At 67.3% G+C, this 26,058-nt stretch carries 24 protein-coding genes; 9 read left to right on the plus strand and 15 right to left on the minus strand.

The genetic code is table 11. From position 1 onward, the window contains the following. The first annotated feature begins 49 nt into the window (after positions 1 to 49). Both AC1DOQ_RS13210 and AC1DOQ_RS13215 read left to right on the plus strand, forming a co-directional pair. Entirely contained in the window at positions 50 to 1,153 is a 1,104-nt protein-coding gene (locus AC1DOQ_RS13210; protein WP_477364484.1) for a sensor histidine kinase, read from the plus strand. Then, entirely contained in the window at positions 1,150 to 1,965 is an 816-nt protein-coding gene (locus AC1DOQ_RS13215) for a LytR/AlgR family response regulator transcription factor (RefSeq protein WP_477364487.1), read from the plus strand. Before AC1DOQ_RS13210 ends, AC1DOQ_RS13215 begins: the two co-directional genes overlap by 4 nt. Before the next feature lie 6 nt (positions 1,966 to 1,971). Here the strand turns inward: AC1DOQ_RS13215 and AC1DOQ_RS13220 are convergent, their stop codons facing one another. Next, a complete protein-coding gene (locus AC1DOQ_RS13220; protein ID WP_477364490.1) occupies positions 1,972 to 3,750 on the minus strand; it encodes a peptidoglycan D,D-transpeptidase FtsI family protein in 1,779 nt (592 codons plus the stop codon). Positions 3,751 to 3,843: 93 nt separating this feature from the next. On the opposite strand from AC1DOQ_RS13220, the gene AC1DOQ_RS13225 reads away from it, so the two are divergent. Continuing rightward, positions 3,844 to 4,647 (plus strand): AraC family transcriptional regulator, encoded by an 804-nt coding sequence (locus AC1DOQ_RS13225; protein ID WP_477364493.1) that lies wholly within the window; start codon positions 3,844 to 3,846, stop codon positions 4,645 to 4,647. A gap of 1 nt (position 4,648) precedes the next feature. On the opposite strand, the gene AC1DOQ_RS13230 is transcribed toward AC1DOQ_RS13225, so the two are convergent. From AC1DOQ_RS13230 to AC1DOQ_RS13240, 3 genes are read right to left on the minus strand one after another with little or no spacing between them, the layout of a single operon-like run. Then, positions 4,649 to 4,807, minus strand: a complete 159-nt coding sequence (locus AC1DOQ_RS13230; protein WP_477364496.1) for a hypothetical protein — start codon at positions 4,805 to 4,807, stop codon at positions 4,649 to 4,651. Beyond that, on the minus strand, positions 4,808 to 5,677 hold the full coding sequence (locus AC1DOQ_RS13235) for a universal stress protein (protein WP_477364499.1): 870 nt from the start codon (positions 5,675 to 5,677) through the stop codon (positions 4,808 to 4,810). 1 nt (position 5,678) lies between these two features. Then, entirely contained in the window at positions 5,679 to 6,500 is an 822-nt protein-coding gene (locus AC1DOQ_RS13240) for a universal stress protein (RefSeq protein ID WP_477364502.1), read from the minus strand. 383 nt (positions 6,501 to 6,883) lie between these two features. Between AC1DOQ_RS13240 and AC1DOQ_RS13245 the strand changes: the two genes are divergently transcribed. Continuing rightward, complete coding sequence (locus AC1DOQ_RS13245; RefSeq protein ID WP_477364556.1) at positions 6,884 to 8,254, plus strand: NfeD family protein; 1,371 nt, start codon at positions 6,884 to 6,886, stop codon at positions 8,252 to 8,254. Positions 8,255 to 8,258: 4 nt separating this feature from the next. Continuing rightward, positions 8,259 to 9,032, plus strand: a complete 774-nt coding sequence (locus AC1DOQ_RS13250) for a slipin family protein (protein ID WP_477364505.1) — start codon at positions 8,259 to 8,261, stop codon at positions 9,030 to 9,032. Here the strand turns inward: AC1DOQ_RS13250 and AC1DOQ_RS13255 are convergent. Then, positions 9,023 to 12,544, minus strand: a complete 3,522-nt coding sequence (locus AC1DOQ_RS13255) for an indolepyruvate ferredoxin oxidoreductase family protein (RefSeq protein WP_477364508.1) — start codon at positions 12,542 to 12,544, stop codon at positions 9,023 to 9,025. The genes AC1DOQ_RS13250 and AC1DOQ_RS13255 overlap by 10 nt on opposite strands. A gap of 131 nt (positions 12,545 to 12,675) precedes the next feature. Here AC1DOQ_RS13255 and AC1DOQ_RS13260 point away from each other — a divergent pair, with 131 nt between their 5' ends. Together AC1DOQ_RS13260 and AC1DOQ_RS13265 are read left to right on the plus strand one after the other, a co-directional pair. Then, positions 12,676 to 13,143: an Lrp/AsnC family transcriptional regulator gene (locus AC1DOQ_RS13260; RefSeq protein WP_477364511.1), complete on the plus strand. Its 468-nt coding sequence runs from the start codon at positions 12,676 to 12,678 to the stop codon at positions 13,141 to 13,143. Between the two features lie 306 nt (positions 13,144 to 13,449). Next, the gene (locus AC1DOQ_RS13265; RefSeq protein WP_477364514.1) at positions 13,450 to 13,662 is read left to right on the plus strand and encodes a GDCCVxC domain-containing (seleno)protein; all 213 of its coding nucleotides are present in this window, start codon (positions 13,450 to 13,452) and stop codon (positions 13,660 to 13,662) included. 3 nt (positions 13,663 to 13,665) lie between these two features. On the opposite strand, the gene AC1DOQ_RS13270 is transcribed toward AC1DOQ_RS13265, so the two are convergent. From AC1DOQ_RS13270 to AC1DOQ_RS13295, 6 genes are all read right to left on the minus strand, one after another. Beyond that, positions 13,666 to 14,271 (minus strand): hypothetical protein, encoded by a 606-nt coding sequence (locus AC1DOQ_RS13270; RefSeq protein ID WP_477364517.1) that lies wholly within the window; start codon positions 14,269 to 14,271, stop codon positions 13,666 to 13,668. A 99-nt stretch (positions 14,272 to 14,370) separates the two neighbouring features. Next, positions 14,371 to 17,028 (minus strand): bifunctional diguanylate cyclase/phosphodiesterase, encoded by a 2,658-nt coding sequence (locus AC1DOQ_RS13275; protein WP_477364520.1) that lies wholly within the window; start codon positions 17,026 to 17,028, stop codon positions 14,371 to 14,373. Between the two features lie 107 nt (positions 17,029 to 17,135). Then, positions 17,136 to 18,155 (minus strand): NADP-dependent oxidoreductase, encoded by a 1,020-nt coding sequence (locus AC1DOQ_RS13280; protein WP_477364523.1) that lies wholly within the window; start codon positions 18,153 to 18,155, stop codon positions 17,136 to 17,138. Between the two features lie 120 nt (positions 18,156 to 18,275). After that, positions 18,276 to 19,604, minus strand: a complete 1,329-nt coding sequence (locus tag AC1DOQ_RS13285) for a hypothetical protein (protein ID WP_477364526.1) — start codon at positions 19,602 to 19,604, stop codon at positions 18,276 to 18,278. Between the two features lie 37 nt (positions 19,605 to 19,641). Next, the gene (locus AC1DOQ_RS13290) at positions 19,642 to 20,220 is read right to left on the minus strand and encodes a TMEM175 family protein (protein ID WP_477364529.1); all 579 of its coding nucleotides are present in this window, start codon (positions 20,218 to 20,220) and stop codon (positions 19,642 to 19,644) included. A 22-nt stretch (positions 20,221 to 20,242) separates the two neighbouring features. Further along, on the minus strand, positions 20,243 to 22,027 hold the full coding sequence (locus tag AC1DOQ_RS13295; protein WP_477364532.1) for an amidohydrolase: 1,785 nt from the start codon (positions 22,025 to 22,027) through the stop codon (positions 20,243 to 20,245). 295 nt (positions 22,028 to 22,322) lie between these two features. Between AC1DOQ_RS13295 and AC1DOQ_RS13300 the strand changes: the two genes are divergently transcribed. After that, complete coding sequence (locus AC1DOQ_RS13300; protein ID WP_477364535.1) at positions 22,323 to 23,396, plus strand: porin; 1,074 nt, start codon at positions 22,323 to 22,325, stop codon at positions 23,394 to 23,396. Between the two features lie 18 nt (positions 23,397 to 23,414). Here AC1DOQ_RS13300 and AC1DOQ_RS13305 read toward each other — a convergent pair whose 3' ends face one another. From AC1DOQ_RS13305 to AC1DOQ_RS13320, 4 genes are read right to left on the minus strand one after another with little or no spacing between them, the layout of a single operon-like run. Next, positions 23,415 to 24,083, minus strand: coding sequence for a response regulator transcription factor (locus AC1DOQ_RS13305; protein ID WP_477364538.1), 669 nt, complete (start codon positions 24,081 to 24,083; stop codon positions 23,415 to 23,417). Continuing rightward, positions 24,067 to 24,336 (minus strand): XapX domain-containing protein, encoded by a 270-nt coding sequence (locus AC1DOQ_RS13310; RefSeq protein ID WP_477364541.1) that lies wholly within the window; start codon positions 24,334 to 24,336, stop codon positions 24,067 to 24,069. Before AC1DOQ_RS13310 ends, AC1DOQ_RS13305 begins: the two co-directional genes overlap by 17 nt. Before the next feature lie 34 nt (positions 24,337 to 24,370). After that, the gene (locus AC1DOQ_RS13315; protein WP_477364544.1) at positions 24,371 to 25,057 is read right to left on the minus strand and encodes a hydrolase; all 687 of its coding nucleotides are present in this window, start codon (positions 25,055 to 25,057) and stop codon (positions 24,371 to 24,373) included. A 19-nt stretch (positions 25,058 to 25,076) separates the two neighbouring features. Further along, positions 25,077 to 25,784 carry a YoaK family protein gene (locus AC1DOQ_RS13320; RefSeq protein WP_477364547.1) on the minus strand — a complete coding sequence of 236 codons (708 nt, stop codon included), beginning with the start codon at positions 25,782 to 25,784 and terminating at the stop codon, positions 25,077 to 25,079. Between the two features lie 53 nt (positions 25,785 to 25,837). On the opposite strand from AC1DOQ_RS13320, the gene AC1DOQ_RS13325 reads away from it, so the two are divergent. Beyond that, on the plus strand, positions 25,838 to 26,058 hold a 221-nt coding region (locus AC1DOQ_RS13325; RefSeq protein WP_477364550.1), incomplete at its 3' end, for a hypothetical protein.

The raw sequence follows: 26,058 nt of genomic DNA on the forward strand, positions 1-26,058 counted from the left end.
CCGCCCGCTCTGGCGACAATTCCATGCATATTAGCAATCAGGAAAGCCGATGAGCACACTTTTTCCCTCCGCCGGTCCGGGCCCGGCGCCACGCCGCCCCCTGCTCGCCTTTGCCGGGATCTTCGGGCTCACCGTGCTCATCAGCGGCTGGGCAGCGGTCCTGATGACGCTGGCGGCGGGCCGTCCGGACCAGCTGTACACCGAGCTGATCGTCTCGCTCTGCATCGGCATGGTCGCCCTGGTGATGGTGCTGGGCGCACGGCGGGTTTTCTGGCGCGACCGGGTGCGGCACAGCCGCTGGCGCTTTGCCCTGCTGGCCCTGCTGGTGCCGGCGGCGCCGGTCATGCATTACCTCGGCCTGAGCATCGGCAGCCTGATCCTCGGCCTCGACATGCCGGGTCTCGCCCATTACTTCACGGTACCGCGCTTCAGCATGGTCCTGTTCACCATGCTCAGCTGCTTCGGCCTGCTCGGCATCATCGTCGCCCGCGAACGCATGGACCGCATCAAGCTCGAGCGCAGCGAAGCCCATGCGCGCGCCGAGACCGTCGAGCGCCAGGCCCTGCAGGCCCAGTTGCGCCTGCTGCAGGCCCAGATCGAGCCGCACATGCTGTTCAATACCCTGGCCAACCTGCAGGGCCTGATCGCCATCGACCCGCAACGCGCCGGCCAGATGCTGGACCAGCTGATCCAGTACCTGCGCGCCACCCTCAGCGTGTCGCGTGACGAGACCACCACGCTGGAACAGGAATTCGCCGCCCAGGAGGCTTATCTGGGCCTGATGCAGGTGCGCATGGGCGCCCGCCTGGCCTACCGCTGCAGCCTGCCGGAAGAGCTGCGCACGGTGCGCCTGCCGACCATGCTGCTGCAGCCGCTGGTGGAAAACGCCATCGTGCACGGCCTCGAGCCGAAGGTGGACGGCGGTACGGTCACGATCGCCGCCGCCCGCAATGGCGACATCCTGGAGATCAGCGTGCGCGACACCGGCCTCGGCCTCGGCAGCGCCCCATCGCGCAAGGGGACCGGCGTCGGCGTGGCCACCACCCGCGAGCGCCTGCAGGTGCTGTACGGCGCGCGCGCGAATGTCGAACTGTCCCCGGCCGCGCCCCAGGGTGCGGTCGCCCGTATCCACCTTCCCCTGGAGTTCCCATGACCGCATCGATGACCGCAGCCCGGCCCGTCCGCGCCCTGATCGCCGAAGACGAACCCATACTCGCCGCCATCCTCGCCCAGTCGCTGCAGCGCCTGTGGCCCGGACTCGAGCTCCTCGGGCCAGCGCCGAACGGCCTGGCGGCGGTCGAGCAGGCGCTGGCGCTGCGTCCGGACGTGCTCTTCCTCGACATCAAGATGCCCGGCCAGACCGGCCTCGAAGCCGCCGAGGAACTGGCCGAGCGCTGGGACGCCGCCCAGCCCTTCCCGGAGGTCGTGTTCGTGACCGCCTACGACGACTATGCGCTGAAGGCCTTCGAGCAGGCGGCCGCCGACTACGTGCTGAAACCCGTCAGCGACGAGCGCCTGCGCCGCACCGTCGACCGCCTGCGCCAGCGCCTTGGCAGCGCCGGCGGCCCGGCCCATGACGGCGGCATGGCGGCCCTGGTCGAGCAGATGCGCGCCCTGCTGCCCCAGGTTGCGGCGCCGGAGCGCCTGAGCGTGATCCGTGCGGCGGTCGGCAATGTGGTGCGCATGATCCCGGTGCAGGACGTGGTCTATTTCCAGGCCCTGGACAAGTACGTCACCGTGGCTACCGCCGACAGCGAGGCCCTGATCCGCCTGCCGCTCAAGGAATTGCTGTCCCAGCTCGACCCGGACCTGTTCTGCCAGGTCAGCCGCGGCGCCATCGTCAACATGAAGCAGGTGGCCAGCGCCAGCCGCGACGAGATGGGCAAGCTGACCCTGGCCCTGCACGGCCGCAGCGACCGCCTGAAGGTCAGCCCGCTGTTCGCCCACCTGTTCCGGCAGATGTAGCCGCTCTCAGTCCTCGATTTCTTCGGGCGACGTCTCCGGCGCCGCCAGCACGTCCTCGATGGCGGCGTCCGGCGCCACATTGGTCACCTGCAGCACGTTGGAGGCGATGTTCACGAAGGCCGGCGCCGCCACCTGGCCGCCGTAGTGGTAGCGGCCCGAGGGCTCGTCGATCATCACCGCCACGATGAAGCGCGGCGCCGACATCGGCACGATGCCGACGAAGGAGGCGATGTACTTGCGCGGGAAGACATAGCGCCCGTTCTCGGCCTTGTAGGCGGTGCCGGTCTTGCCGCCGACCCGGTAGCCGGGAATGCGCCCGTTCCTGGCGGTGCCCTGCACCACCACGTTCTCCAGCATCTCACGCATCGTGCGCGCGGTGGCCGGCGAAATCACCTGGGTGCCGGCGGGCGTTCCGCTGCCCTTCTCCAGGGTCAGCGGGACCACCTTGCCGTCGTTGGTGAAGATCGTGTACGCGCGCGCCAGCTGCAGCAGCGAGACCGCGATGCCGTTCCCGTAGCTCATGGTGGCCTGCTCGATCGGTCGCCAGGAACGGTAGGGCCGCACCCGTCCGGCGGCGGCGCCGGGAAAGCCCAGCTGCGGCTGCTGGCCGAAGCCGAGGCTGGTGAACATCTCCCACATGTCCTTCGCCGGCAGGCCCAGGGCCAGCTTGGCGGTGCCGATGTTCGAGGAATAGCGCAGCACGTCGCTGACGTTGATGACGCCGTGCGCGCTGGTGTCCGAGATCGGCGCGCCGTTGATCACGTAGCGTCCCGGCCCGGTATCGACCATGGTGTCCGCCGTCACCTTGCCGCGGTCGATCGCCAGCGCCACCGTGAAGGGTTTCAACACCGAACCCGGTTCGTAGATGTCGGTGATGGCGCGGTTGCGCAGCGCCGGCCCTTTCAGCGCGCCGGCGTCGTTGGGGTCGTAGCTCGGGTAATTGGCGAGCGCGAGGATTTCGCCGGTGTGCGCATCGACCACGATGGCGCCGCCGGCCTTGGCCTGGAACTTCTCGACCGCCTCCTTCAACTGTTTCGAAGCGACGTACTGGACCACGCTGCTGATCGACAGCACCGAGTCCTTGCCCGGCTGCGGCCTGAGGTCGGTGCCGACATCCTCGACGATGTTCCCGAGCCTGTCCTTGATGACGCGCCGGTGCCCGGACGCGCCCTCGAGCCGGGCCTGGTGAGCCAGCTCGATCCCTTCGAGCCCCCTGCCCTCGCGGCCGACGAAGCCGACCACGTGGCTGGCCATGTCGCCCTGGGGATAGACGCGGCGGAAGCCATCGGTGAAGCCGACCCCGCGGATCTTCATGGCGGCGAGCTGGCGGGCGACGGCGGGATCGACCTGGTTCTTCAGGTAGACGAAGTTCTTCGCGGTGTCGATGCGCTTGGCGATCTCCGCCTCTTGCAACTGCAGCACGCCGGCCAGGCGGCGCAGGGTGTCGGGTTCGGCCTCGCGCAAGTCTTCCGGGATCGCCCACACCGTCACCGCCGGCACCGAGGTCGCGAGCGTGTGGCCGGCGCGGTCGACGATGCGGCCGCGGGTTCCCGGCAAGTCGAGGGTCCGCGCATAACGGTAGGAACCCTGCTTCTGCAGGAACTCGCCGGAATACACCTGCAGCCAGACGGCGCGCACGGCCAGGCCGACGAAGGCGCACAGCAGCACGCACTGCACCACGCTGGAGCGCCAGCGCGGCAGGCTGTCGGCCAGCAGGGGGTTGGCGGCGAAGGGCCGGCCATTGCGTGCCGCCACGCGGCTTTTTCGGGTGAATCTTCCGATCATTCTTGTTCTTTCAGGGGGTAGCCCGGTACCCGTTGTGAATCGAAGGCAGGTAATGTAACGTAGTGCACCGTGGAGGTTTAGCGCACATCGGATATGAAACATCGACAAACGGACACCTCATCGGCCGACATCGAGGCATTGCAGGCCCTGCGGACCCTGCCGCGGCCGGTCTACGGCCACCTGCACGGCCTGCCGAACCGCGCGATCGGACAGCGCCACCGCCATCCCTGGGCCCAGTTCTCGTACGCGGTACGCGGCGTGCTGGAAGTGATCACCGACAGCGCGCGCTACATGGCGCCGCCGCTGCACGCGGTGTGGGTGCCGGCCGGCGCGCCGCATGCCGTGCACCGCTTCGAGGGCACCGAGATCCGCAGCCTGTACGTCGATCCGGCGGCCGTCGCCGATAGCGGCGGCGGCTGCCGGGTGGTGACGGTCGCGCCCCTGCTGCGGGAACTGATCCGCAGCTTCAGCGAATTCCCGGTCGAGTACGACGAGGCCGGCGAGCAGGGACGCCTGGTGGCGGTCCTGCTCGACCAGCTGGCGCGCGCGCCCCAGGCCGGCCTGGCGCTGCCATGGCCGGGCGACTCTCGCCTGCGCAAGATCTGCCGCGAACTCGAAGCGCACCCGGACAGCGCGCGCACGCTGTCCGCACACGCGGCCCGCCTCGGGGTCTCGGAAAAGACCCTGAGCCGGCTGTTCCTGCAGCAAACGGGACTGAGCTTCCGCGCCTGGCGCCAGCGCCTGCGCATCCTGGCCGCCCTGCCCATGCTCGAACGCGGCCACCGCGTGACCGACGTTGCCGTGGCCTGCGGCTACGACAGCATGTCGGCCTTCATCGCCGCCTTCCGCTGGATCACCGGCGTGACGCCGGGCGAATTCTTCCCGCGCGATCAATAGCTCACACAAACATCGAGGCGGCGACGCTGCCGAGCATGATGACGGCGCCGGCACCGGCCATGAACCGGCTGTCGCGGTGGTTGAGGCTGCGGAATTCCTGCCAGGCCACGGCCAGCAGGCAGACGCCGATGAGGGAGATGCCGTAGACGATGTTTTCCATTCATATTCTCCTTGTGGTGGTGATCATCAAGAGGTCGCTCGCGGTCTTGCCGATCAGGTCGCGGGCGCGGGACTGCCGGCACCATTCGTCCACCAGCCAGCGCTGGCCGCCGGACAGGATGACGAGGTCGGCGCCGACCGCGTTCACGTAGTTCGTGAGCGACAGCCCGGTGGGGCGCGGCAGCAAGGCCAGGGTCAGCTTCGAGCCTTCCGGCTTCAGTTCTTCCAGGGTCCTGGCGTAGGCCGTCTTGACCTCGCGTTCGAGGGTCTGGCGGCAGGCGTCGATGGCGTCGTTGCGCACGCCCGCCGTGCGCATATGGCCTTCGCCCGGCACCTTGTAGGTGTGGACGATGGTGATCCGCACGCCGGGCAGCAGGCGCGCCGCCACCTTCAGGGTCTCCAGCGACTCGCAGGAGAAGTCGCTGGCGAACACCGCATGCCTGTACGGGCGCTGCGCTTGCTGGCGGACCAGCAGGGTCGGGCACAGGCAGCTGCGCGACAGGTCGCGCATCAGGTTGAAGTTATGCAGCACCGGCCACCAGGGGTGGGCCTGCCACGCGATCGCGATCAGTCCGGGCGCGGCCTGGCCGGCGCGCCGGATCGTCGATTCGAACAGGCTGCCGAATTCGAAGGTGGCCGAGCAGCGCATGCCGAAGCGGATCAGCGCGTTCGCCGATGCCGTCTTGACGTCGTTCATGCAGCGCGCCAGGGACACGTGCTTCAGGTCGCCGCTCTCCTGTTCGGCGGGCGGGATCACGGACAGGAATTCCATGCGCCGGCTGTTCAGGGCCTGGGCCAGCATCGCCGCGCGCTGGGCGGCGTGGGCAAGCGGATTGGGGTACAGGGAGGCAAGCAGGATCGGGGTCGACACATCATTTCTCCTCTACCAGTCGTTCCAGCGCGCGGCGGCGGCCGGAGATGCGGATCGCGTCGTCGGTACCGACCAGCAGGTCGCAGGGCGGCCGGCTGATCGTCCTGAGCGCCGAGTCGAACAGCCCCGGCCATCCGCGCGCATGGCGGAAGCGCCGGCCGATCACCACCAGGTCGGCGCCGCTTTCCTCCGCGAAGTCGTCCACCACCCGGTGCGGCGGGCCGTAGCGCACCTCGCTGGACATCGACAGGCCGCTGCGGCCGGCGAAGCTGTCGACCAGGGTCTGCAGGTACTGCCGGGCCGCCACGCGGGCCCGCTCGCGGTACAGCGAGATCAGGCGCGGCTGCAGCTCCAGCTCCCGCATCAGGTTCTCGTCCGGCAGGCGGTAGGCGTGCAGGAAGATGAAGTGGGCCGAGGGCGCGAGCTGGAAGGCGGTCCTGGCCGCCGCAATGGACTCCGGCGAAAAATCGGTGGCGATCACCACCTTCCGGTACTCCCTGGCGGTGTCCGGTTTCACCAGCAGCACCGGCAGGCGGCTGCGCCGCATCACCTTCAGCGCGCAGGAAGGCAGCAGCCACTCGAGCAGGAAGTGGCGGGAGCCGGCGGCGAACAGCATCAGGTCCGCCTTCTTCTGGCCGGCGATGCGCAGCACCCGCTCGGCCGCGCCGCCGTGGTCCGCGCCGGCGGTCTCGCGCACCGCGACGCGCTCGACGGCATGCGGCACCAGGTGGAACGCCAGCTGGCCGGCGCGCTGCACCAGCCGGCAAGGCTGCCGGCCGTGGTCGGCGACCAGCAGGATTCTTTGGATGTGCGGAGCGTTCATGCGATAGCCCTCCCCGGCCGGCATGGCGCTGGCCGACGTCAACGAAATGAATGGACTGCGCGAATGCCCGGCGCGCGAAGGCGCACCGGCTCGTCAGGCAGTTCGTGTGAGGATGCTCGGGAGACGCTGAACGGCGATGCGTTCAGGTCTCGCCGAGCTCAGGAGAGGCAGGCGAGATCTCGAGTGGACAGATGCACGGGACGCGCGTGGAACACGCTGAGTCCGCGAGACAAAAGGCACTGAGCAAATTTGGTGAAAACTACGGCGACCATGCGCGACGCTTCCTTGCTATGGTTCGATGGACTAGAATCAGTATATACGACTTGGGTTTTTCGTCAACTCAGCCCGGTGCCCAGCAGTTCACGTGCCGGTGGAGGCGGATGATGATTCGTCGAATGCGCTTGCTGGGAACGGCTGCCATGGCGGCCCTGGCCCTGCTGCTGTCACTGGTCCTGCCGCCCGCCGCCCATGGCGCCGCCGGCGTCGGCGTGCTGACCGTCGACGGCGTGATCGGCCCTGCGAATGCCGACTACGTGGTGCATGGCATCGCCCGCGCCGCCGGCACCGGGCAGCAGCTCGTGATCATCAGGATGGACACGCCGGGCGGCCTCGATACCGCGATGCGCGAGGTGATCAAGGCCATCCTCGGCTCCCCGGTGCCGGTGGTCGCCTGGGTTGCGCCGAGCGGCGCCCGGGCCGCCAGCGCCGGCACCTACATCCTCTATGCCAGCCACGTCGCGGCGATGGCGCCGGGCACCAACCTGGGCGCGGCCACGCCGGTCGAGATCGGCCTCGGACAGCAGCAGCCCGAGGGACAAAAGAAACCCGCCGACGCCGGCGAAGGCTCGGCGATGACGCGCAAGCAGGTCAACGATGCCGCCGCCTACCTGCGCGGCCTGGCCCAGATGCGCGGCCGCAATGCCGACTGGGCCGAACGCGCCGTGCGCGAAGCCGTCAGCCTGAGCGCCGAGGAAGCCTTGCACCAGCACGTGATCGAGATCGTCGCGCCGGACCTGCCCAGCCTGATGGCCCAGCTCGACGGCAGGACCGTCGTCGCGCGCGGCCAGGCGCACCGCCTCGCCACCAAGGGCGTGATGCCGGCGGAATTCGCGCCGGACTGGCGCACCCAGTTGCTGGCGGCGATCACCCATCCGAGCGTGGCGCTGATCCTGATGACCATCGGGATCTACGGCCTGGTGTTCGAATTCATGAACCCGGGCCTGGTGGCGCCGGGCGTGGTCGGCGCGATCTGCCTGCTGCTGGCGCTGTACGCCCTGCAGCTGCTGCCGGTGAACTATGCGGGCCTGGCGCTGGCGCTGCTCGGCCTGATGCTGATGGTCGCCGAAGCCTTCCTGCCCAGCTTCGGCGTGATCGGCTTCGGCGGCATCGTCGCCTTCGTCGCCGGCGCGCTGATGCTGGTCGATACCGACATTCCCGGCTTCGGCATCCCGCCGGCCCTGATCGCCACCCTCGGCGTGGCCAGCGCCCTGTTGCTCATCGGCACCGCCCGCCTCGCGCTGGCGAGCCGCAGGCGTCCGCCGGCCAGCGGCGCCGCCACCCTGATCGGCGCCACCGCCACGGTGGAACGCATCGTCCAGGCCGGCGGCAGCCGCGCGGCCTGGATCCGCATCGAAGGAGAATTGTGGCAGGCGGCCAGCGGCCTGCCGCTCAGCCAGTCGCAGACGGTCAGGGTCGTGGGCCGGCGCGGCCTGACATTGGATGTCGTCCCGGTCGACCCTTCCCCAGGAGCCTGAAATCATGTTCAACGTCGGCATCGGCGTCGCCGCCCTCATCGTCCTGCTGTTTCCCCTGCTGGCCTCCGCGATCCGGGTGCTGCGCGAATACGAACGCGGGGTCGTGTTCCAGCTCGGGCGCTTCTGGGGCGTGAAAGGCCCCGGCCTCATCATCCTCATCCCGGTGGTCCAGCAGATGGTGCGGGTCGACCTGCGCACCATCGTGCTCGACGTGCCGACCCAGGACGTGATCTCGCGCGACAACGTCTCGGTCAAGATGAACGCGGTGATCTATTTTCGCGTGATCGATCCGGAAAAGGCGATCATCCAGGTGGCCAACTTCCTGGAAGCGACCAGCCAGCTGGCCCAGACCACCCTGCGCTCGGTCCTCGGCAAGCACGAACTGGACGAGATGCTGGCCGAGCGCGAGCGCCTCAACCTCGACATCCAGCAGGTGCTCGACGCCCAGACCGACGCCTGGGGCATCAAGGTCTCGAACGTCGAGATCAAGCACATCGACCTCGACGAATCGATGGTGCGCGCCATCGCCCGCCAGGCCGAGGCCGAGCGCGAACGGCGGGCCAAGGTGATCCATGCCGAAGGCGAGCTGCAGGCCTCGCAAAAGCTGAAGGAGGCCGCCTTCGTGCTGGCCCAGCAGCCGGGCGCGATGCAGCTGCGCTACATGCAGACCCTGGGCGCGATTGCCGGCGACAAGTCCTCGACCATCGTGTTTCCCATGCCGATGGAGCTGCTGGCCGGGGCAAGGGAGGCGCTGCGGCGCGAAGGCCCTCAGGCCTGACGCCGCAGCTCCACCACCTGGCCGTCGCGGTAGCGCGGGTAGAGCTCGGCCCATTGCGCGTCGAACTTGCTCATGGCCGCCTGCTTGATGTGGCCATAGCCGCGCACCTGGTCCGGCAGGGCCGCCAGCTTGAGCGCCGCTTCCTTGTTGTCGGCGCGCAGGCCGGTGGACAGCTCGCGCACGAACGCCAGGTAGCGGTTGCGCAGCGCGCGTTCCTCCTTGCGCTCGCGGGTGTAGCCGAAGGGGTCGAAGGCGGTGCCGCGCAGTCCCTTGAAGCGGGCCAGCGCGCCGAAGACCGGCAGCAGCCAGGCGCCAAAGCGCATCTTGGCCGGCACGTCGGAACCCGGCTTCCTGCGCGCCAGCAGCGGCGGCGCCAGGTGGAAGGCCAGCTTGTAGTCGCCGTCGAACTGGCTGGCGATCTGCTCGCGGAAGGCCGGGTCGCTGTGCAGGCGCGCCACCTCGTACTCGTCCTTGTAGGCCATCACCTTGAACAGGTTGCGCGCTACCGTCTTGGCGAGCTGCCTGCGCGAGCCGCTGCCCTCCACGGCCAGCTCGCGCTGCTCGACGGCGGCCACCGCGTCCAGGTACAGCCGGGCATAGCCTTCGTCCTGGTAGCTGGTCAGCCAGTCGCTACGGAAGGCAACGATTTCCTCCAGCGATTTCGGCGCCGCGAACTGGATCACCTGGGCCGGCTGGCCCATGCGCTCGAGCGCTTGCGGATCGGCGGCCAGCAGGCGGCCGAGGGTGAAGGCGCGCTTGTTCATGTCCACCGCCACGCCGTTCAATTCGATGGCCCGCATCAACGCCGGCAGGCCCACCGGCACCAGTCCCTGCTGCCAGGCATAGCCCATCAAGAGGACGTTGCTGCCGACCGGATCGCCGAGGAAGCGCGCCGCCGTCGCCTGGGCATTCAGGCGCAGCATGTTCTCTTCGCCGGCCGCCGCGCCCAGCCTGCCCAGCAGGCCTTCGCGGTCGACCCGGGCATCGCGGTCGCGGGTGAAGTCGGCGGTCGGGATCTCGTACTCGTTGGCCACCACCCTCGTATGGCCGCGGCGGATGACGGCCAGGCCGTCCGGCATGCCCGCCACCACGAGGTCGCAGGCGAACACCGCGTCGGCCTGGCGCAGGTCGATGCGGACCTGGTGCAGGCGCTCCGGCGAGGATGCCACCCGCACGTGGGACAGCACCGCGCCGCCCTTCTGCGCGAAGCCCATGAAGTCCAGGGTGGAAGCGCCCTTGCCTTCCAGGTGGGCCGCCATCGTGATCAGGGCGCCCACGGTGACGACGCCGGTGCCGCCGACGCCGGCCACCAGGATCTCGAAGGGCTTGGCCAGCGCCGGTCCGCCTGGCGCGGGATACGCCGCCAGCACGCGTTCCAGGTCGGCCAGCGAGAGCTTCTGGCCGGCCGGCTTGCGCAGCGAGCCGCCCAGCACCGAGACGAAGCTCGGGCAGAAGCCTTCGACGCAGGAGTAGTCCTTGTTGCAGGAAGACTGCTCGATCTGGCGCTTGCGCCCGAGCTCCGTCTCCAGCGGCAGGATCGACAGGCAGTTCGACTGCACGCCGCAATCGCCGCAGCCTTCGCAGACGGCCGGGTTGATGACCATGCGCCGCGCCGGGTCCGGGAACACGATATTGTCCGGCTTGTTCTTCTTGCGGCGGCGGCGCTTTTCGGCGGCGCAGGTCTGGTCGTACACCAGCACCGTCACGCCGGGGATCTCGCGCAGCTGGCGCTGGATCGCATCGAGTTCGCCGCGGTGGTGCACGGTCACGCCTTCCGGCAGGCTCACGCCCTGGTAGTTGTCCGGGTAGTCGGTCACCACCACGGCGCGTCGAGCGCCTTCGCTGATCACCTGCTGCAGGATCTGCGGCACCGACAGGGTGCCGTCCACCGGCTGGCCGCCGGTCATCGCCACCGCATCGTTGTACAGGATCTTGTAGGTGATATTGACGCCGGCCGCCACGCTCTGGCGGATCGCCAGCGAGCCCGAATGGTAGAAGGTGCCGTCGCCCAGGTTCTGGAAGATGTGCTTCTCCGCCACGAAGCGCGAGGTGCCGGCCCAGCTGATGCCCTCGCCGCCCATCTGCGACAGGTAATAGGTATCGCGCTTCATCCAGGTGGCCATGAAGTGGCAGCCGATGCCGGCCAGGGCGCGGCTGCCTTCCGGCACGCGGGTCGAGGTATTGTGCGGGCAGCCCGAGCAGAAATAAGGCGTGCGGCGCGCGCCGTCGGCGGGATCGAAGGGCAGTTCGGCGGCGCAGAAGTCCGGGAGGAAGCGGTTCAGGTCCAGCGCCGGGAAGCGCGCGCCGAGCCAGCGTACGAGGACGGGGGCGATGCGCGAAGGACGCAGCTCGCCCAGCGCGGACAGCAGCGGCGCGCCGTCGCGGTCGGTCTTGCCGACCACCGCCGGCCGCTGTTCGGGCGCGAGGTTGTAGAACAGGTTCTTGACCTGCTGCTCGATCACCGGGCCCTTCTCTTCGACCACCAGGATCTCGTCCAGTCCCTCGGCAAAGCCGGACAGGCGGGTCGCTTCGAGCGGATAGGTCAGGCCCGGCTTGTACAGCCGCACGCCCAGTTCCGCCAGCCGCTCGACGGACAGCTCCATGCGTTCCAGCGCCTCGACCAGGTCGAGATAGGCCTTGCCGGCGCCGATGATGCCGATGCGGGCGCCGGGCGCCGGCACCACCAGGCGGTCGATCGAATTCGCGCGCGCGAAGGCCTGCACCGCTTCCAGCTTGGCCGCCACGCGCTGTTCCAGCGCCAGTCCCGGCAGGTCCGGCCAGCGGTTGTGCAAGCCGTCCGCCGGCGGCGTGTAATCGGTGGGCGCGACGAAGCGCGGCATGGCCGGCAGCTCGACCACCGCGCCGCCCTCCACCGTTTCCGAGATCGCCTTGAAGCCGCACCAGGCGCCCGTATAGCGCGACAGCGCCCAGCCATACAAGCCGAATTCCAGGTATTCCTGGATGTTGGCCGGATTAATCACCGGCATGCCCCAGGCGATCAGCGCCTGCTCGCTCTGGTGCGGCATCGACGAGGACACGCAGCCGTGGTCGTCGCCCAGGATGGCCAGCACGCCGCCATGCGGCGAGGAGCCGTAGACGTGGCCGTGCTTGAGGGCGTCGCCGGCGCGGTCGACGCCCGGCCCTTTGCCGTACCACATGCCGAACACGCCATCGACCTTGCGGGTCGGATTGGCCTCGACCTGCTGCGATCCCATCACGGCGGTGGCGCCCAGCTCCTCGTTAATCGCGGGCAGGAACTCGACCTGGTGGGCCTGCAGCAGCTTCTTGGCGCGCCACAGCTCCTGGTCGACGGCGCCCAGCGGCGAGCCGCGGTAGCCGCTGACGAAGCCGGCCGTCGCGAGGCCCTGGGCTTCGTCGAAGCGCTTCTGCATGCACAGCAGGCGGACCAGGGCCTGGGTGCCGGTCAGGAACACCCGGCCGCGTTCGCGGATCAGGTTGTCGTCGAGTGCGTAGTCGGGGTCTGCCAGCCCGACGGTCGCGGGAAGCGTCATGTCGTTCATCGTTGTTTTTTTAGGAATACAAATGATGAGACAGGATAGGCTGCGCACCGAGAAAGATTTTTTCTATCTGTTCATGTTTCAGGACTAGAATTGCAAGATCTTGTCTGATTTCGATAAAAAATATGAAAAACCATTCGATCGATGCAGCCTCCATGAAAATTCTCGCCGAGCTGCAGAAGGATGGCAGGATCTCGTCGAACGAGCTGGCCGACAAGATCGGCATGTCGGCCAGCCCCTGCTGGCGGCGCCAGAAGGAACTGGAGGAAAATGGCTACATCGTGCGCTACACCGCCCTGCTGGACCGCCGCAAGCTGGGCCTGGCCGTGGTCTGCCTGCTGCACGTGTCGCTGCTGCGCCATGCCGAGGGCGTGGTCGAGCAGTTCGAGCAGGCCATGCGCCTGCGGCCGGAGGTCGTGGAATGCTACGAGACCACCGGCACCTCGGACTACCTGGTCAAGGTCGTGGTGGCGGACATGGATGCCTATCACGACTTCCTGCACAACGTGCTGGTCAAGCTGAACGGGGTGTCGCAGGTGAATACCAGCGTGGCGCTGCGGGAGGTGAAGTACGAGACCGCGCTGCCCTTGTAGTGCCAAGCAATTTCATGAAAATATGCGTTTCATCTCTCGGCTCAAGGGTTTTGTTAATCCAAAACCGCAGTTATCGTTTTCCCGGAATAGACCGCCTCTCGATCCCGGCAAGTCCCATGAATTCCTGATTGTCGTAAATTTCGAAAATGAAGGTTCTGCCATGGCGTGCGAGGCGTCCGCGATGGCGCATGGTGGAAAAATCCTGCTTTTCACGGCGCAATTCGGATGACGGCACTGGACGCTAATAGGCCATGTCTGGCAAGCCGGAATCGAGAGCGCAAGCCATCGTCGAAAGGAGAGGTTTATATGACCACCCTTGTTCTTGAATCAGTATTGACCTGCCCCCAGTGCGGTCACATGCAACAGGAGTCGATGCCGACCGACGCCTGCCAGTTCTTTTACGAATGCAGTCGTTGCAAAGTCGTGCTGAGGCCGAAGGCCGGCGACTGCTGCGTGTACTGCTCGTATGGGACGGTCAAATGTCCGCCCGTTCAAGAGAATCGAGGGTGCTGCGCTTGAAAATCAGGGTGTTCTGGAGCGGCCCGGCGGGTTCCAGCGGCGAATAAGATTCGAAGCCGGAGCATAACGATCAGCAAGCGCTATAGCGCCCTTTGCCAGGCACAGCACGATGAGAATGCCGATCGTGTCGCCGATGATCATGGCGCCCAGCGCAGGCCAGTCCACATGTCCGGTGAGAACCCACATGAAGGTGTGGTGAAAAACAGGACTCATGAGCCCGCACAGTACGCCGGTAAACAGCAGTCGATGCGCTGTCAGGCCCTTGAGACGTGGCTCCAGGTCGAACCAATGCTTGACCAGCAAAGCGGCAAGATAAGGACCCAGTGCACCTGCCAGGGCCCCGCTCCAGGCACGAAAATCGCTATGAAACTCGAAATGAAAGAAGTTGAGATAGACGCCCGCCAGGAGCAGGCCTTCGAAGCCGGCAAGCCCAAAGAGCAGGGTTGACAGCAAACGGATGCCGGCCGGGATGAACACCCAGTTGATACCGTTGCTTTGCTGAAGCTGAATGAATACCAGTTCGTTGATCCAGTTGAGACCAAGGAACGCAAAGAAAGTAATGCCGACTTTTCCGAGATGCTTTGCTACGGTCGACGTCAATCGCTTCATCTTGCCAGGTGAACTCAGTTATCTTGCATAATCGTAACGCTATTGTAGCTGGCATTTCGTAACTTGCGGTCCCGCGACTTCGCGTGCGTGATCTTTACGCTACGAATCACTCCCTCCCCGCGCCCGCGGCGCCGTATCCGGCGCCGTCAGCAAAGCCAGCGCAGCCTGCGCGTCGAGCGGACGCGAAAACAGGAAGCCCTGGTACTCGTCGCAACCGAACTCGCGCAACATGGCAAGCTGGGATGCCGTTTCCACGCCTTCGGCCACGATCCGCATCTGCAGGCCATGACCGAGGCCCACGATCGAACGCACGATCGCCGCACTGTCCGCATCGCGCCCGAGATCGTGCACGAAGGCACGATCGATCTTCAGGCGTTGCACCGGAAAGCGCTTCAGGTAGGCGAGACTCGAGTAGCCGGTGCCGAAATCGTCGATGGACAGTTCGACGCCGAGCTCGCGGATGCTGGCCAGCAAGGGTTCGACCAGGTCGGCGCGGCTCATGGCGATGCTTTCGGTGATTTCCAGTTCGAGCGCATCCGGCGCCAGGCCGGAACCGGCCAGTGCATCGCGAATCGAGCGCAACAGGTCGCGGTGGTAGAACTGGCGCATCGACAGATTGACGGCGATCCTGGTCCGGAGTCCATGCTCGCGCAGCCAGGTGCTGGCCTGCCTGCATGCGACGCCCATGACCCATTCCCCGATCGGCACGATCAATCCCGTCTGTTCGGCGATCGGGATGAAGCGCGCCGGAGAAACACTGCCGAGCACCGGGTTTTCCCAGCGCAGCAAGACTTCGAAGCCGACCATGCGTCCCGTCTCGATCTCGACCTTCGGCTGGTACATCGCGGTCAATTCTCCGCGCGCCAGCGCATGACGCAACTGCTCTTCGATGGACAGGCGTTCGTTGAGCTGGGTGTGGGTGGATGCGGAATGGAAATGCACTGGCTCGCCGGTCTCGCTGCGGGCACGATGTTTGGCGATATCGGCCAAGCGCAACAATTCGTTGACCGAGCCGGCATCCTGCGGGTACAGCGCGATCCCGACGACCGGTGCCAGCAGGAACTCGCGTCCGCCCACCTGCACCGGCTCCGCCAGCAAGTCATACAGCTTGAACGCAGTCGCATCGACGGTCCCGAGTCCCGCCAGGGCCGGCAATACCAGGCCGAACTCATTGGGTTTGACGCGCGCCATGCACAAGGTGTTCGGCGCCAGCGCTTGCAGGCGCCTGGCGATCTCGCCTACCGCCTCGTCGCCGGCCTCATGGCCCAGCAAGTCGGCCACCTCCTGCAGGCGCTCCAACGCAACCAGCAACAGGGCGACCTGTTCGCCGCGCGCCGCCGCAGCCTGGATCGCATCGGTGAGGACACGCCGCAGCTGGTCGTGGTTGGCCAGCCCGGTCATTGGATCGTGGTCGGACAGATAGGCCAGCCGCAACTCGGCCTGCTTGCGTTCCGTGATGTCGGTGAGGCTGCTGACGATCTGCGATGCATGGTCTTCGCTTTCCAGGCGTGCGGTGAGCTGGATCATGGTACGGGGCTCGCCGGCGCCATCGCGCACTTCGACTTCGAGCGCATGCACACCGTCCTGCGCGGTCGCGGCGTACATCCGTTCGCGCGACGCGGCGCTTTCCGGGTCGAGCACCGCGGCCTCCTCGGATCCGGCCAGCCCCTGCCCGTCATGGCCGGTAAAGTGCTGGAACGCCTTGTTGAACAAGACGATGCGGCGCTGCGCGTCGAGCACCCAGAGCGGCGTCGCGAGGGCGTCGAGGATGGCGGTCAGGTAGCGATAACTGTGCTGCAAGCGGCTTTCGCTGGTCCTCAGGCGCCCGATCAGCGCCGCCTGGCGCGAGGCCTCGCGGCCGATACGCCAGGCCAGCAGCAGGAGCACTGCCGACAACAAGGTCCAGGCCAGCAGCGCCACCCACAGCCAGCCCACCCAGAGGCTCAGCGTGTCGGCCACGTCACGCCCGGTGATGATCACCAGCGGATAGTCGGCGACCACGCTGTAGCCGTACAGGCGGTGTTTGCCGTCGACCGGGCTGGTCGCCTCGAACGCGCCGACGGGACCGCGCGGCAGCTGGACCTGGAACAGTGGCGTGTTCAGGAAGGATTTGCCTATGGATTTCGGCAACCCAGGGCTACGGACCAGCATCGTGCCGTCGCGCCGCAGCAAGGTGACCGAGCCGCCGGCACCCAGGTCGGCGGCATCGAAGATGCGTTCGAAGTAGGCGGCATCGGTCTCGATACCGATGGCCCCGCCGGCCACGCTCACGTTCGCCGGAAGGGGGCGCGCCAGCGTGATGACGTCATGTCCCTTGTCCTGGCCGGATACCACGATGCCGACCTGCGGCCCCTCGTTCGGCGCCATGCGTCGCATCCAGGCTGGCCTGGCCGGGCCGGCTCCGGGACTCGCCGCCCGCACCTGGCCATCCGGCGCCAGCACATACACGCGCACCGGGATCTCATCGCGTATTGAGCCTTCGAGCGTGCCCGCCACGGCGTCATGCGCGTACAGGACCCGTTCGGCGTCCCGTGCCAGCGCCATGTCCAGCGCCCGGGTCGCATAATGGGTTTGTGCGGCGAAGGCCGATGCCAGGTTGCGCAGATTGGTCTGTTCGCGCTGAATCGTGCTGCGATAACTGGAGAACAGCAAACCGGCCAGCACCAGCGTCACCGCGATGATCAGCACCGCGGCCACCGCAAGCGCGTGAGCGACGCGGTGGTTGCGTTCCGAAGATGGTGGAAGCACACTGGACATGGGTTGCCGAAACCTAAAGATCGTAACCCAGTATAAACGTCATATCGGGATGCACGCATGCACCAGGGTGGCGTATCGCAATGTGCATGCCGAAGCCCCGTCCGGCTTTACACGCGAACCAGCAGCTTGCCGAGATTTCGTCCTTCGAACAAGCTGTTGAGCGCCCTCGGCAATTGCTCGAAACCGTCGACAAAGGTTTCCTGCGTGACGATTTCGCCGGCCTTGACCCAGGGCGCGACCACCTCCAGCATTTCGCCCATGCGTGCCGTGAAGTCACGCGCCAGGATGCCCTGGATGGTCGCGCGCTTGAACAGCATGTGCTGCAGGAAACGGGGCGCCAGGTCCGGTGTGTCGAGGCCACCGTCGTATTGAGCAATTGCTCCGCAAATGACAATGCGGGCCCGTAGCTTGATCAGCGGAATCACGGCGTCGGTGACCATCCCGCCCACATTGTCGAAATAGATGTCGACGCCACCGGTGGCAGCGCCGATGGCCCCGCGCAGGCCCTCGAGGGTCGGATGAGCATGGTAGTCGACGGCGGCATCCAGTCCCAGGGTTTCGGTAAGGAAGGCACATTTCGAGGCTCCGCCCGCGATACCGACGACGCGGCACCCAGCCCGCTTGCCGAACTGTGCGACAAGGGATCCCACGGCGCCGGCGGCACCGGACACCACCAGCGTGTCTCCAGGCCGCGGCCTGCCCGCCTCCATCAGGCCAAACCACGCCGTGCGCCCGGGCATCCCGAGCGCCCCCAGCGCCGCCGTCACCGGCGCAGCCTCCGGGTCGAGCCTGGTCAACTCGTTCTGGTGGCATTTGTCGTAGAGCTGCCAGCCGCTGTAGCTCAACACCCAGTCGCCGGCGGCGAAAGCGGCACTCTTCGAAGCGACGACCTGCCCGACCGTACCGGCGCGCTGGACGATGCCCAGCGGGTGCGGCAAATCGTAGGTATTACGCTGCGCCTGCTGGATGCGCATATAGGGATCGACGCTGACATAGCGGATACGGACCAGGACTTCATTGGTCGACAGCACGTCATCGATCTCGTGTTCGCGCAATTCATAGTGTTCGTCGCCGACGCGTCCCTCCGGTCGCTTGACGTAGATCCACTGGCGGTTTTGATAGTTCATGGGCAGAGGGCGGGAAGAGAATGCCGCATTCTAGCACCGCGCGGTGGCGCGGCTGAATCGCCGCCAGCCGCTATTTGGCCGGCAAGGGACTTGCCTTTTCAAAGCCGATGCTGCCGCCGCTCAGTGCCCGAGCGAAGCAAGCAGGTCGCGCGTGACCTGCGTGTGCTGGGGCAGCGTACGATCCGACTGCAGCTTGCCGAGGACGTATTTGCGGATGCGTTCGGACTGGCTGAGCGACTGTTCCAGGCTGGCCTGGCGCAGCTGGCCATCCTTGTACGCCAGCCGCACCGCGCTGCTCGCGGCATCGTCGATCTCGTGGTAATCGTAGTTCTGCGCCGGCAGCCTGGTGCCGGCCTTCGCCTGCCCGTCCTCCTCGATACCAAGGTGGAACCGGGCGCGCAGATGCGACTTCTGCACCTGCTCCAGCGAGCGCTCGGCGCGCGACCTGCCGCCGGTGCGCGACGCCTGCGAAACCTCGTACTGGAAGCCGTCGGCCTCGTCGCGGCGCGCGGGATTGCTCCACGCCGGCGCCTGGGTCACGGTGGCGCTGAAGTCGGCCAGGCCGGTCAGCAGCGCGTGGTCTTGCGCAGAGTAGGCCCAGGGCCTGTGCATCGTGATCCCGGTCTCGTCGAGTTCGTCGCTGGCCGAGGTGGCGCTCATGCTCGCGAAGGCATCCTTGAACATCCCGATCAGCCTGGGGTCCGCATGGCCGCGGGCGGCTGCCTCGTCGAACTGCTTCAGGTAGCCGTCGATCGCCCTTGCCTGCTGCTTGCGGGTGCCGAGGGTCTCCAGCTTGCCCATGTCGACCGCGACGTCGATCCGGCCGGCCGGGCCGTCGATGGCCACCTTGCGCTGGCCGGCGTCGAGGTGGAGGTCGAGCTTCTGCGGGTCCGCGCCGGGTCCCGGCGGCGTCAGCTCGGCATGCAGGTCGACCGAGCGCAGGAAGCGGCTGTCGAACTGCGCCAGCCCGTCGAGGCGGATCCGCGGATCGTCGCGGTCCATGCCGCCGATGAGGTCCTGGAAGCCCTGCGCCAGCCCGGCCAGGGCTTCGCGCTCGTCGATGCTCAGGCCTTCGTCCGCATCGACGCGGACGCTGAGCCGGTCGCCGCGGCTGGCCAGCGCCAGCGCCACGCTTTTGCCGCTGTCCGTCACGATACTCAGGGTGAAGCGCTTGGCGGCCTGGCCGGGCAGCTGTCCGCTGGCCGCAGGCAGCACCGCGCCGGTCCTGAAGCCCGACAGCAGGGCCGCGCCGATATCCGCGAGGCGCGCCGCCGGCGTGGCGGCGCTGGCCTGCGCGCGGGCGGCGGCCAGGCCTTCCGGGCTCAGTTGCACGACGCTCGAGGGCGTGGACCTGCCAGCCGTGGTGGCGCCGGACGCCGGCGGGACGGCCGCATAGGCAGCGGCAGGCTGCTGCCTGGCGATGGACGAGAGAGAAGAAATCGAGGTCATGCAGGTGTTAACGGCAGACTTGGCGAAGAATCAAGGGTCAGGCCTCGCCCACATGGCCTTCGATGCGGCGGTCCGGAACGAACCAGATCAGGGCGACGATCACGTAGACGGCCAGCCCCATCCAGGCCTGCACGCATCCCAGGCCGATCCCGCAGGCATACAGCAGCAGCGAGATCCAGCCCTTGCGGTCGGTGCCGATCGCCTCCGCCAGCATGCGGTTGCCGCGGCGCCGGCTGGCCAAACGGTGCACCAGCAGCGCATACGCCACCGCGCACATGAACAGCACCACGCCGTAGATGGACACCGGTGCGGTCACGAAGCCGCTGGCGCCCATCCAGTGCGTGACGAAGGGCAGCAGCGACAGCCAGAACAGGAAGTGCAGGTTCAGCCACAGCACCGTGCCGTCGATGTCGCGCACCGCCTGGAACAGGTGGTGATGGTTGTTCCAGTAGATGCCGACGTGGACGAAGCTCAGCACGTAACCGAGCAGCACCGGCGCCATGTGCTCGAAGGCGGCCAGCGTGCCCGCCTGCGGCACCTCCAGCCCGAGCACCATGATCGTGATGATGATGGCGATCACGCCATCGCTGAAGGCTTCCAGCCTGCCCTTGCCCATCGCTGCCGTCCCCTGCCCGCGCTCAGCGCTGCTGGTAGCCGCCGTAGACGGCGACCGGGCTCCAGGCCGGCGACACCGCCGGCAACTGCGGCGCCAGCGGCGCGTAGGCCCCGGCGCCGTAGACCACCTTGCCGTTCACGACCGTCAGCACGCTCTCCAGCCGCTTGATCCTCTCGGCATCGATGGTGAAGTAGTCCTCGGGCAGGACCACGAGGTCGGCGTACTGGCCGCGCTTGATCGTGCCCTTGATCTTTTCTTCGCCGCTCATCCAGGCCGAACCGGTCGTCATCAGCTTCAGCGCCTGGTAGCGGCTCAGGCGGTCTTCATCCTTCCAGATCTGCAGGCCGCCGGCGGTCTTGCCGGTCACGGTCCAGTACAGCGAGGGCCAGGGGTTGTAGCTGGACACGCGCGTGCCGTCGGTGCCGAGGCCGACCGGCACCCCGAGTTCGAGCATCCTGCGGATCGGCGGCATCTGGCGCGCCTGCTCGCCATAGCGCTTCCAGTAGGCTTCGCCCTGGAAGTGCATGCGGTCCTGCACCGCCACGCCGCCGCCCAGTTTCCTGATGCGGGCCAGCTGGCTGTCGCTGATGGTTTCGCCATGGTCGACGATGAAACGCAGGCCGTTCAGCGGCGTCCGCGCATTCACCTTTTCGATGACGGCCAGGTCGCGGTCGATGCTTTCGCCATAGGTCGCGTGCAGGCGGAAGGGCCAGCGGTTCTTCACCAGCAGGCTCACCACCGGTTCCAGTTCGCTCTCCATTACCTGCGGCAGTTCGGGACGCGGCTCGAGGAAGTTCTCGAAGTCGGCGGCGCTCGCCACCAGGTTCTCGCCACCGCCTTCGGCCGAGAAGCCGTTCGGGTAGAACATGTGGTCGTTCTGCTTCGGATGGGTCATCGTCAGCCAGCGCTGGAAGTCTTCCAGCTCCTTGCCGGCGCGCTGGGCGAACAGGTAGTAAGAGGTACGCACCGTCAACTTGCCGGCACGCGCCAGTTCCAGGGTCACGCCATAATCGTCGGGATAGTTCTGGAAGCCGCCGCCGGCATCGATGGCGCTGGTCAGGCCCAGGCGGTTCAGCTCGCGGTAATACTGCAGGGTCGAGTTGAGCTGGTCGTCGCGGCTCAGCTTATTGGTTTTCGCCAGGGTCGAGTACAGGATCAGAGCGTTCGGCTTGGCGATCAGCCTGCCGGTCGGCCTGCCGTCGGCGCCGAGTTCGACCTCGCCGTCCTTGTACTTCGTGTTCCTGTCGTAGCCGAGGGTGTCGATGCCCTTCTTGTTGAGGAAGCCCAGGCCGTAGAGGTAGAGGATGAAGACCGGCTTGTCCGGCACCGCGGCATTGATTTCCTCCAGGGTCGGCAGGCGCTTTTCCTCGAACTGGTATTCGTTCCAGCCGCCGACCACCTTCACCCATTCGCCGTCCGGCGTGCGCGCGGCCTGTTCCTTGAGCATCTCGAGGGCGCGCTTGAGCGAGGTGACGCCGTCCCAGCGCAGCTCCATATTGTAGTTCAGGCCCTCGCGGATCACGTGCAGGTGCGAGTCGTTCAAGCCCGGGATCACCGTGCGGCCGCCGGCGTCGATCAGCTGGGTGCCGGCGCCTTTCAGCTTCAGCACCGCGGCATTGCTGCCGGTCGCCAGTACCTTGCCATCCTTGACGGCGACGGCCTGCACGAACTCGCCCTCGCGGGCCATGGTCGCGACCTTGCCGTTGGTGAGAATGAGGTCGGCCTGCTCGCGGGCTTGCGCCGGCAAGGCGGCGAAGAGGCCGGCGGCGAGCGCGGCGGCGAGGACAGTGCGGCGTTTCAGGGGCATTGGATTTGTCATGGCTCGGATCTTTCGTGGGTTCGCGGCGGCGCTTGGGCGCGCAGGCCTTTCAAACGATAACAGTCGGTGGCGGCACCGTCCCCTGCCTTATTGCCGGGACGGGATGAATGTGGAATGGAAGGCATTATGGAGAGCGCCGGACAGGAAGAAAAACGAGTTATTTGCAGACCTTGCATCGAATTTTTCGATTGGCGCCGCTGGCGGCCCGCCTTGCCAAAGGATGGGGTTCAGCGCCCATCCCCGCCGCTAAGATCGGCCCTTCTGCGATCAACCAGCGAACACGATGAAACAAACGATATTCCGCGGCGCCGTCCTCGGCCTGCTGGCCTCCCCTGCCTGCGTCCATGCCGAAGCGGTCCAGCCCTATGGCCGCCTGAACCTGGCGATGGAGGACGTGCGCATCAGCGGCGGCGCGTCCGCCGGCAGGCTGTCGAACTACCGCTCGGTGCTGGGCGTGCGCGGCGGCGAGGACCTGGGGAACGGCCTGCGCCTGGTATTCCAGGTCGAAGGCACGCTCTCTCCCGATACGGGCGCCGGCGTCATCGCCGCGCGCGACACCCGCGTCGGCCTGGCGGGCGACTGGGGCACGCTGTTCGGCGGTAACTGGACCACGCCCTACAATTCCGCGACTTCCGGCCTCGATCCCTTCTACCCGACCACGGCCGGCTACATGAGCATCATGGGAAACGGTTCGGCCGCTACCGCAAACAACGCCAGCGACACCAGCTCCTTCGACCGCCGCCAGCAGAACAGCGTGCATTACTGGAGCCCGGCCTGGCACGGCCTGACCCTGCGCCTTGCCCATGGCCTGAACGAGGAGAGGCCGGCCAGCGGCGCCAGGCCGTCACTGAGCTCGGGCGCCCTGATCTACGAAAACGGCGGACTCTATGCGGCCCTGGCACATGAGCGCCACCATGCCTACCGCGGCCCCGGACGCGAGGACCGCGCCAGCAAGCTGGCCGCCGCCTACCGCGTCGGCACGCTGCGCCTGGCCGGCGCGGTCGAATGGCTGCGCTACGAGACCGCCGGCGGCACGCTCGAACGCGTATCTGGCTTCCTGTCGCTGACCAAGCAGTTCGGCCCGCACGGACTGCAGCTGGCGATCGCCAAAGCCGGCAACGGCAAGGGCAGTACGATGGAAAAGGTGGGATTCGTCCGCGCCGGCAGCGCGACCGGCGCCGTGCACGCGACCCTGGGCTACGACCTCGCGCTGTCGAAGCGCACCAGCCTGTTCGTGTTCCACACCCGGCTGCGCAACGATGCGCACGGCGTCTACGACTTCGCGATCAATGGGCTCGATGGCGGCGCCGGCGCCACCGCGTCGGGGACGGCGCTGGGCATGCGCCACGCCTTCTGAAGAGGGAAACGGGAAAACCTAGCGGCTGCGGGTCTTGACGATCTGCAGCCGCTCCGCCTGGCGCACCAGGTCGGGCAGCGAGCGCGCCGCCATCTTTTCCATGACCTTGCGCCTGTGGGTCTTGGCCATGATCTCGCTGACACCGAGCTCGCCGGCGATCTGCTTGTTCAGCAGTCCGCCGATCACCAGCTGCATGGTCTGGCGTTCGCGCGGGGTCAGGCTGGCGTGGCGCCGGCGCAGGCCGGCCAGTTCGCGGCGCTCGTCCAGCCGGCGGGCATCCGCGGCCAGGGCATCGCGCACCGCCTGCAAGAGTTCGTCCGGCGCCACCGGCTTGGTGAGGAATTCGACGGCGCCTGCCTTCATGGCGCGCACCGACATCGGAATCGTGCCGAAACCGGTCATGAAGATCACGGGAATGTCGGCGCCCAGGCGCGCCAGCTCGGCCGCCACTTCCAGGCCGTCCAGTTCGGGCATGTGCATGTCGCAGACCAGGCAGGAGGGCGCCTCGACCCGGACTTCGCCCACGAAGTCCGGACCGGAGGCGAAGCCGCGCGCCGCGAAGCCTTCGGCGCGCAGCAGGTTCAGGACCGAGTCGCGGACGGTATCGTCGTCGTCGACCACGTAGACCATCGGCGCCGGCTCGTCGCCGGCGCCGATGGATGCGGGGATCTCAGGAGACACGCTCATCCGCGGCCTGCGCCTTGGCGGCGACGGGTGGCACCCCGGTGATGCGGGCCACGCATTCGGTCCGCAGCCAGGCCGCGGTGACCGGCTCGCCGGCCACCATGCGCTTGATGACGGGACCGGCCTGCTCGCCGATCAGCATGCCCAGCAGGCCCACCAGGGCGATGGCGGGCGGCGCCGGCGAGCGTACCTGCAGCAGGGCGTAGATCAGGCCGACGAGGATGCCGGCCGCCAGCGAGACGACATAGATCTTCATGGGTTCTCCGGTTGAGCGGCGGGCATGCGCTGTTTTAGCGCGCGGGCACCGGTGCCAGCACCTCGTGGGCGCCGGCGGTGCGCTGCGGCGCCTTGTGCACCATGGTGTAGGCGTAGTCGACGCCCATGCCGTAGGCGCCCGAGTGCTCGCGCACGATGGCCATCACCTCATTATACGTATCGCGGTGCGCCCAGTCACGCTGCCACTCCAGCAGCACCTGCTGCCAGGTGACCGGGACCACGCCGGCCTGGATCATGCGCTGCATGGCGAAGTCGTGGGCGTCCTTCGAGGTGCCGCCGGAAGCGTCGGCCACCATGTAGATCTCGTAGTCGCCTTCCAGCATGGCGCACAGGGCGAAGGTGGTGTTGCAGACTTCGGTCCACAGGCCGGAGACGATCACCTTCCTGCGGCCGTTGGCGGCCAGGGCGTCGCGCACTTTCTGGTCGTCCCAGGAGTTCATCGAACTGCGTTCCAGGATTTCCTTGCCCGGGAAGACGTCCAGCAGTTCAGGATAGGTCGGGCCGGAGAAGCTCTGGGTCTCGACCGTGGTGATGGTGGTCGGGATGTTGAAGACCTTGGCGGCCTTGGCCAGGCCGACCGTGTTGTTCTTCAGGGTCTGGCGGTCGATCGACTGCACGCCGAAGGCCATCTGCGGCTGCTGGTCGATGAAGATCAGCTGGCAGTTATCGGGCGTCAGTACTTCGAGTTTTGGATTGCGCATGTTGTGCTTTCAGGTGAGATTATGCGGCGGGTTGCCGCAGGGGTGCCCCCGCTTGCGACGGCTTTTCGGCCGCCAGCAGGGCGAGCAGGATCAGGACGGGCAGCGCCAGCGCGGCGAAGCCGAACCAGAGGAAACCGAATGCCGCGGCGACGCAGCCGATGGCGAAGGCGGCCAGCGGCCACACGAATTTCACCAGCCGCTCCTTGAGGCCGGGGTCGTCGGCGCCGCGCAGCAGGTCGACCAGGTCGATCACGACCTGGGTCACGTTCCCGGTCATCATCGACGTGGGCGCCAGGTGGCCCAGCAGCAGCCGGCTGGTGGCGCTGTGCGCGCCCATGGCGGCGGCGCCCAGCAGGCCGGCAGCCATCGCCAGCGGACCGGCTTCGGCGCCGACCGGCGACGCCGCCAGGCCGAAGCCCATGAAGCCGAGCAGGAACAGCAGTTCCATCGCCAGCGCCGGCCGCAATGCCGCGACGCCGCGCCGTTCGGCCGCCACCACCAGCAGGCGCGCCACCGCCACCCCGGCGATGAAGGCCGGGAAGGCCAGGAACTTGAGGAGGACGGAACTGCGCGAGGGATCCGCCAGCGCGGCGCCGATCAGGATGAAGTTGCCGGTCACGTGGGCGGTGAACAGGCCGAACAGCGCCAGAAAGCCGAGGGTATCGACGTACCCTGCAAAGAATCCCAGCGCCATCCCCTGGCACTGGCTGCGGCTTCGATCGTTCATGCATGTCTCCCATCGGGCGCGGTGCTGGGACGGACGCGTTCCAGGCCACCGCGATGCCATGCATCCTAGGGCCGCCGCGTCCGCCCTGCCCCTCCCATTCGGCCAGTTCGGCCCCCACCCGATCTTCCGGCCGGGGCCGGCCGGGCTCGTGGTCCCTAGACTGGGCATCCTCACCACGACAAACGGAAATGACGACCATGAACGACAAACCTTCGCTGGCACGCCGCTCGCTGCTGGCCGGCGCCGCCGCCGCCGGCGCCGCGCTCTCCACCGG

The sequence above is a fragment of the Massilia sp. 01N417 genome (assembly GCF_056399645.1).

Coding starts and splice junctions, on each gene's coding strand:
- AC1DOQ_RS13210 (WP_477364484.1), top strand. CDS start 50: ATGAGCACACTTTTTCCCTCCGCCGGTCCGGGCCCGGCGCCACGCCGC.
- AC1DOQ_RS13215 (WP_477364487.1), top strand. CDS start 1,150: ATGACCGCATCGATGACCGCAGCCCGGCCCGTCCGCGCCCTGATCGCC.
- AC1DOQ_RS13220 (WP_477364490.1), bottom strand. CDS start 3,750: ATGATCGGAAGATTCACCCGAAAAAGCCGCGTGGCGGCACGCAATGGC.
- AC1DOQ_RS13225 (WP_477364493.1), top strand. CDS start 3,844: ATGAAACATCGACAAACGGACACCTCATCGGCCGACATCGAGGCATTG.
- AC1DOQ_RS13230 (WP_477364496.1), bottom strand. CDS start 4,807: ATGGAAAACATCGTCTACGGCATCTCCCTCATCGGCGTCTGCCTGCTG.
- AC1DOQ_RS13240 (WP_477364502.1), bottom strand. CDS start 6,500: ATGAACGCTCCGCACATCCAAAGAATCCTGCTGGTCGCCGACCACGGC.
- AC1DOQ_RS13245 (WP_477364556.1), top strand. CDS start 6,884: ATGATTCGTCGAATGCGCTTGCTGGGAACGGCTGCCATGGCGGCCCTG.
- AC1DOQ_RS13250 (WP_477364505.1), top strand. CDS start 8,259: ATGTTCAACGTCGGCATCGGCGTCGCCGCCCTCATCGTCCTGCTGTTT.
- AC1DOQ_RS13255 (WP_477364508.1), bottom strand. CDS start 12,544: ATGACGCTTCCCGCGACCGTCGGGCTGGCAGACCCCGACTACGCACTC.
- AC1DOQ_RS13260 (WP_477364511.1), top strand. CDS start 12,676: ATGAAAAACCATTCGATCGATGCAGCCTCCATGAAAATTCTCGCCGAG.
- AC1DOQ_RS13265 (WP_477364514.1), top strand. CDS start 13,450: ATGACCACCCTTGTTCTTGAATCAGTATTGACCTGCCCCCAGTGCGGT.
- AC1DOQ_RS13270 (WP_477364517.1), bottom strand. CDS start 14,271: ATGAAGCGATTGACGTCGACCGTAGCAAAGCATCTCGGAAAAGTCGGC.
- AC1DOQ_RS13275 (WP_477364520.1), bottom strand. CDS start 17,028: ATGTCCAGTGTGCTTCCACCATCTTCGGAACGCAACCACCGCGTCGCT.
- AC1DOQ_RS13280 (WP_477364523.1), bottom strand. CDS start 18,155: ATGAACTATCAAAACCGCCAGTGGATCTACGTCAAGCGACCGGAGGGA.
- AC1DOQ_RS13285 (WP_477364526.1), bottom strand. CDS start 19,604: ATGACCTCGATTTCTTCTCTCTCGTCCATCGCCAGGCAGCAGCCTGCC.
- AC1DOQ_RS13290 (WP_477364529.1), bottom strand. CDS start 20,220: ATGGGCAAGGGCAGGCTGGAAGCCTTCAGCGATGGCGTGATCGCCATC.
- AC1DOQ_RS13295 (WP_477364532.1), bottom strand. CDS start 22,027: ATGCCCCTGAAACGCCGCACTGTCCTCGCCGCCGCGCTCGCCGCCGGC.
- AC1DOQ_RS13300 (WP_477364535.1), top strand. CDS start 22,323: ATGAAACAAACGATATTCCGCGGCGCCGTCCTCGGCCTGCTGGCCTCC.
- AC1DOQ_RS13305 (WP_477364538.1), bottom strand. CDS start 24,083: ATGAGCGTGTCTCCTGAGATCCCCGCATCCATCGGCGCCGGCGACGAG.
- AC1DOQ_RS13310 (WP_477364541.1), bottom strand. CDS start 24,336: ATGAAGATCTATGTCGTCTCGCTGGCGGCCGGCATCCTCGTCGGCCTG.
- AC1DOQ_RS13315 (WP_477364544.1), bottom strand. CDS start 25,057: ATGCGCAATCCAAAACTCGAAGTACTGACGCCCGATAACTGCCAGCTG.
- AC1DOQ_RS13320 (WP_477364547.1), bottom strand. CDS start 25,784: ATGAACGATCGAAGCCGCAGCCAGTGCCAGGGGATGGCGCTGGGATTC.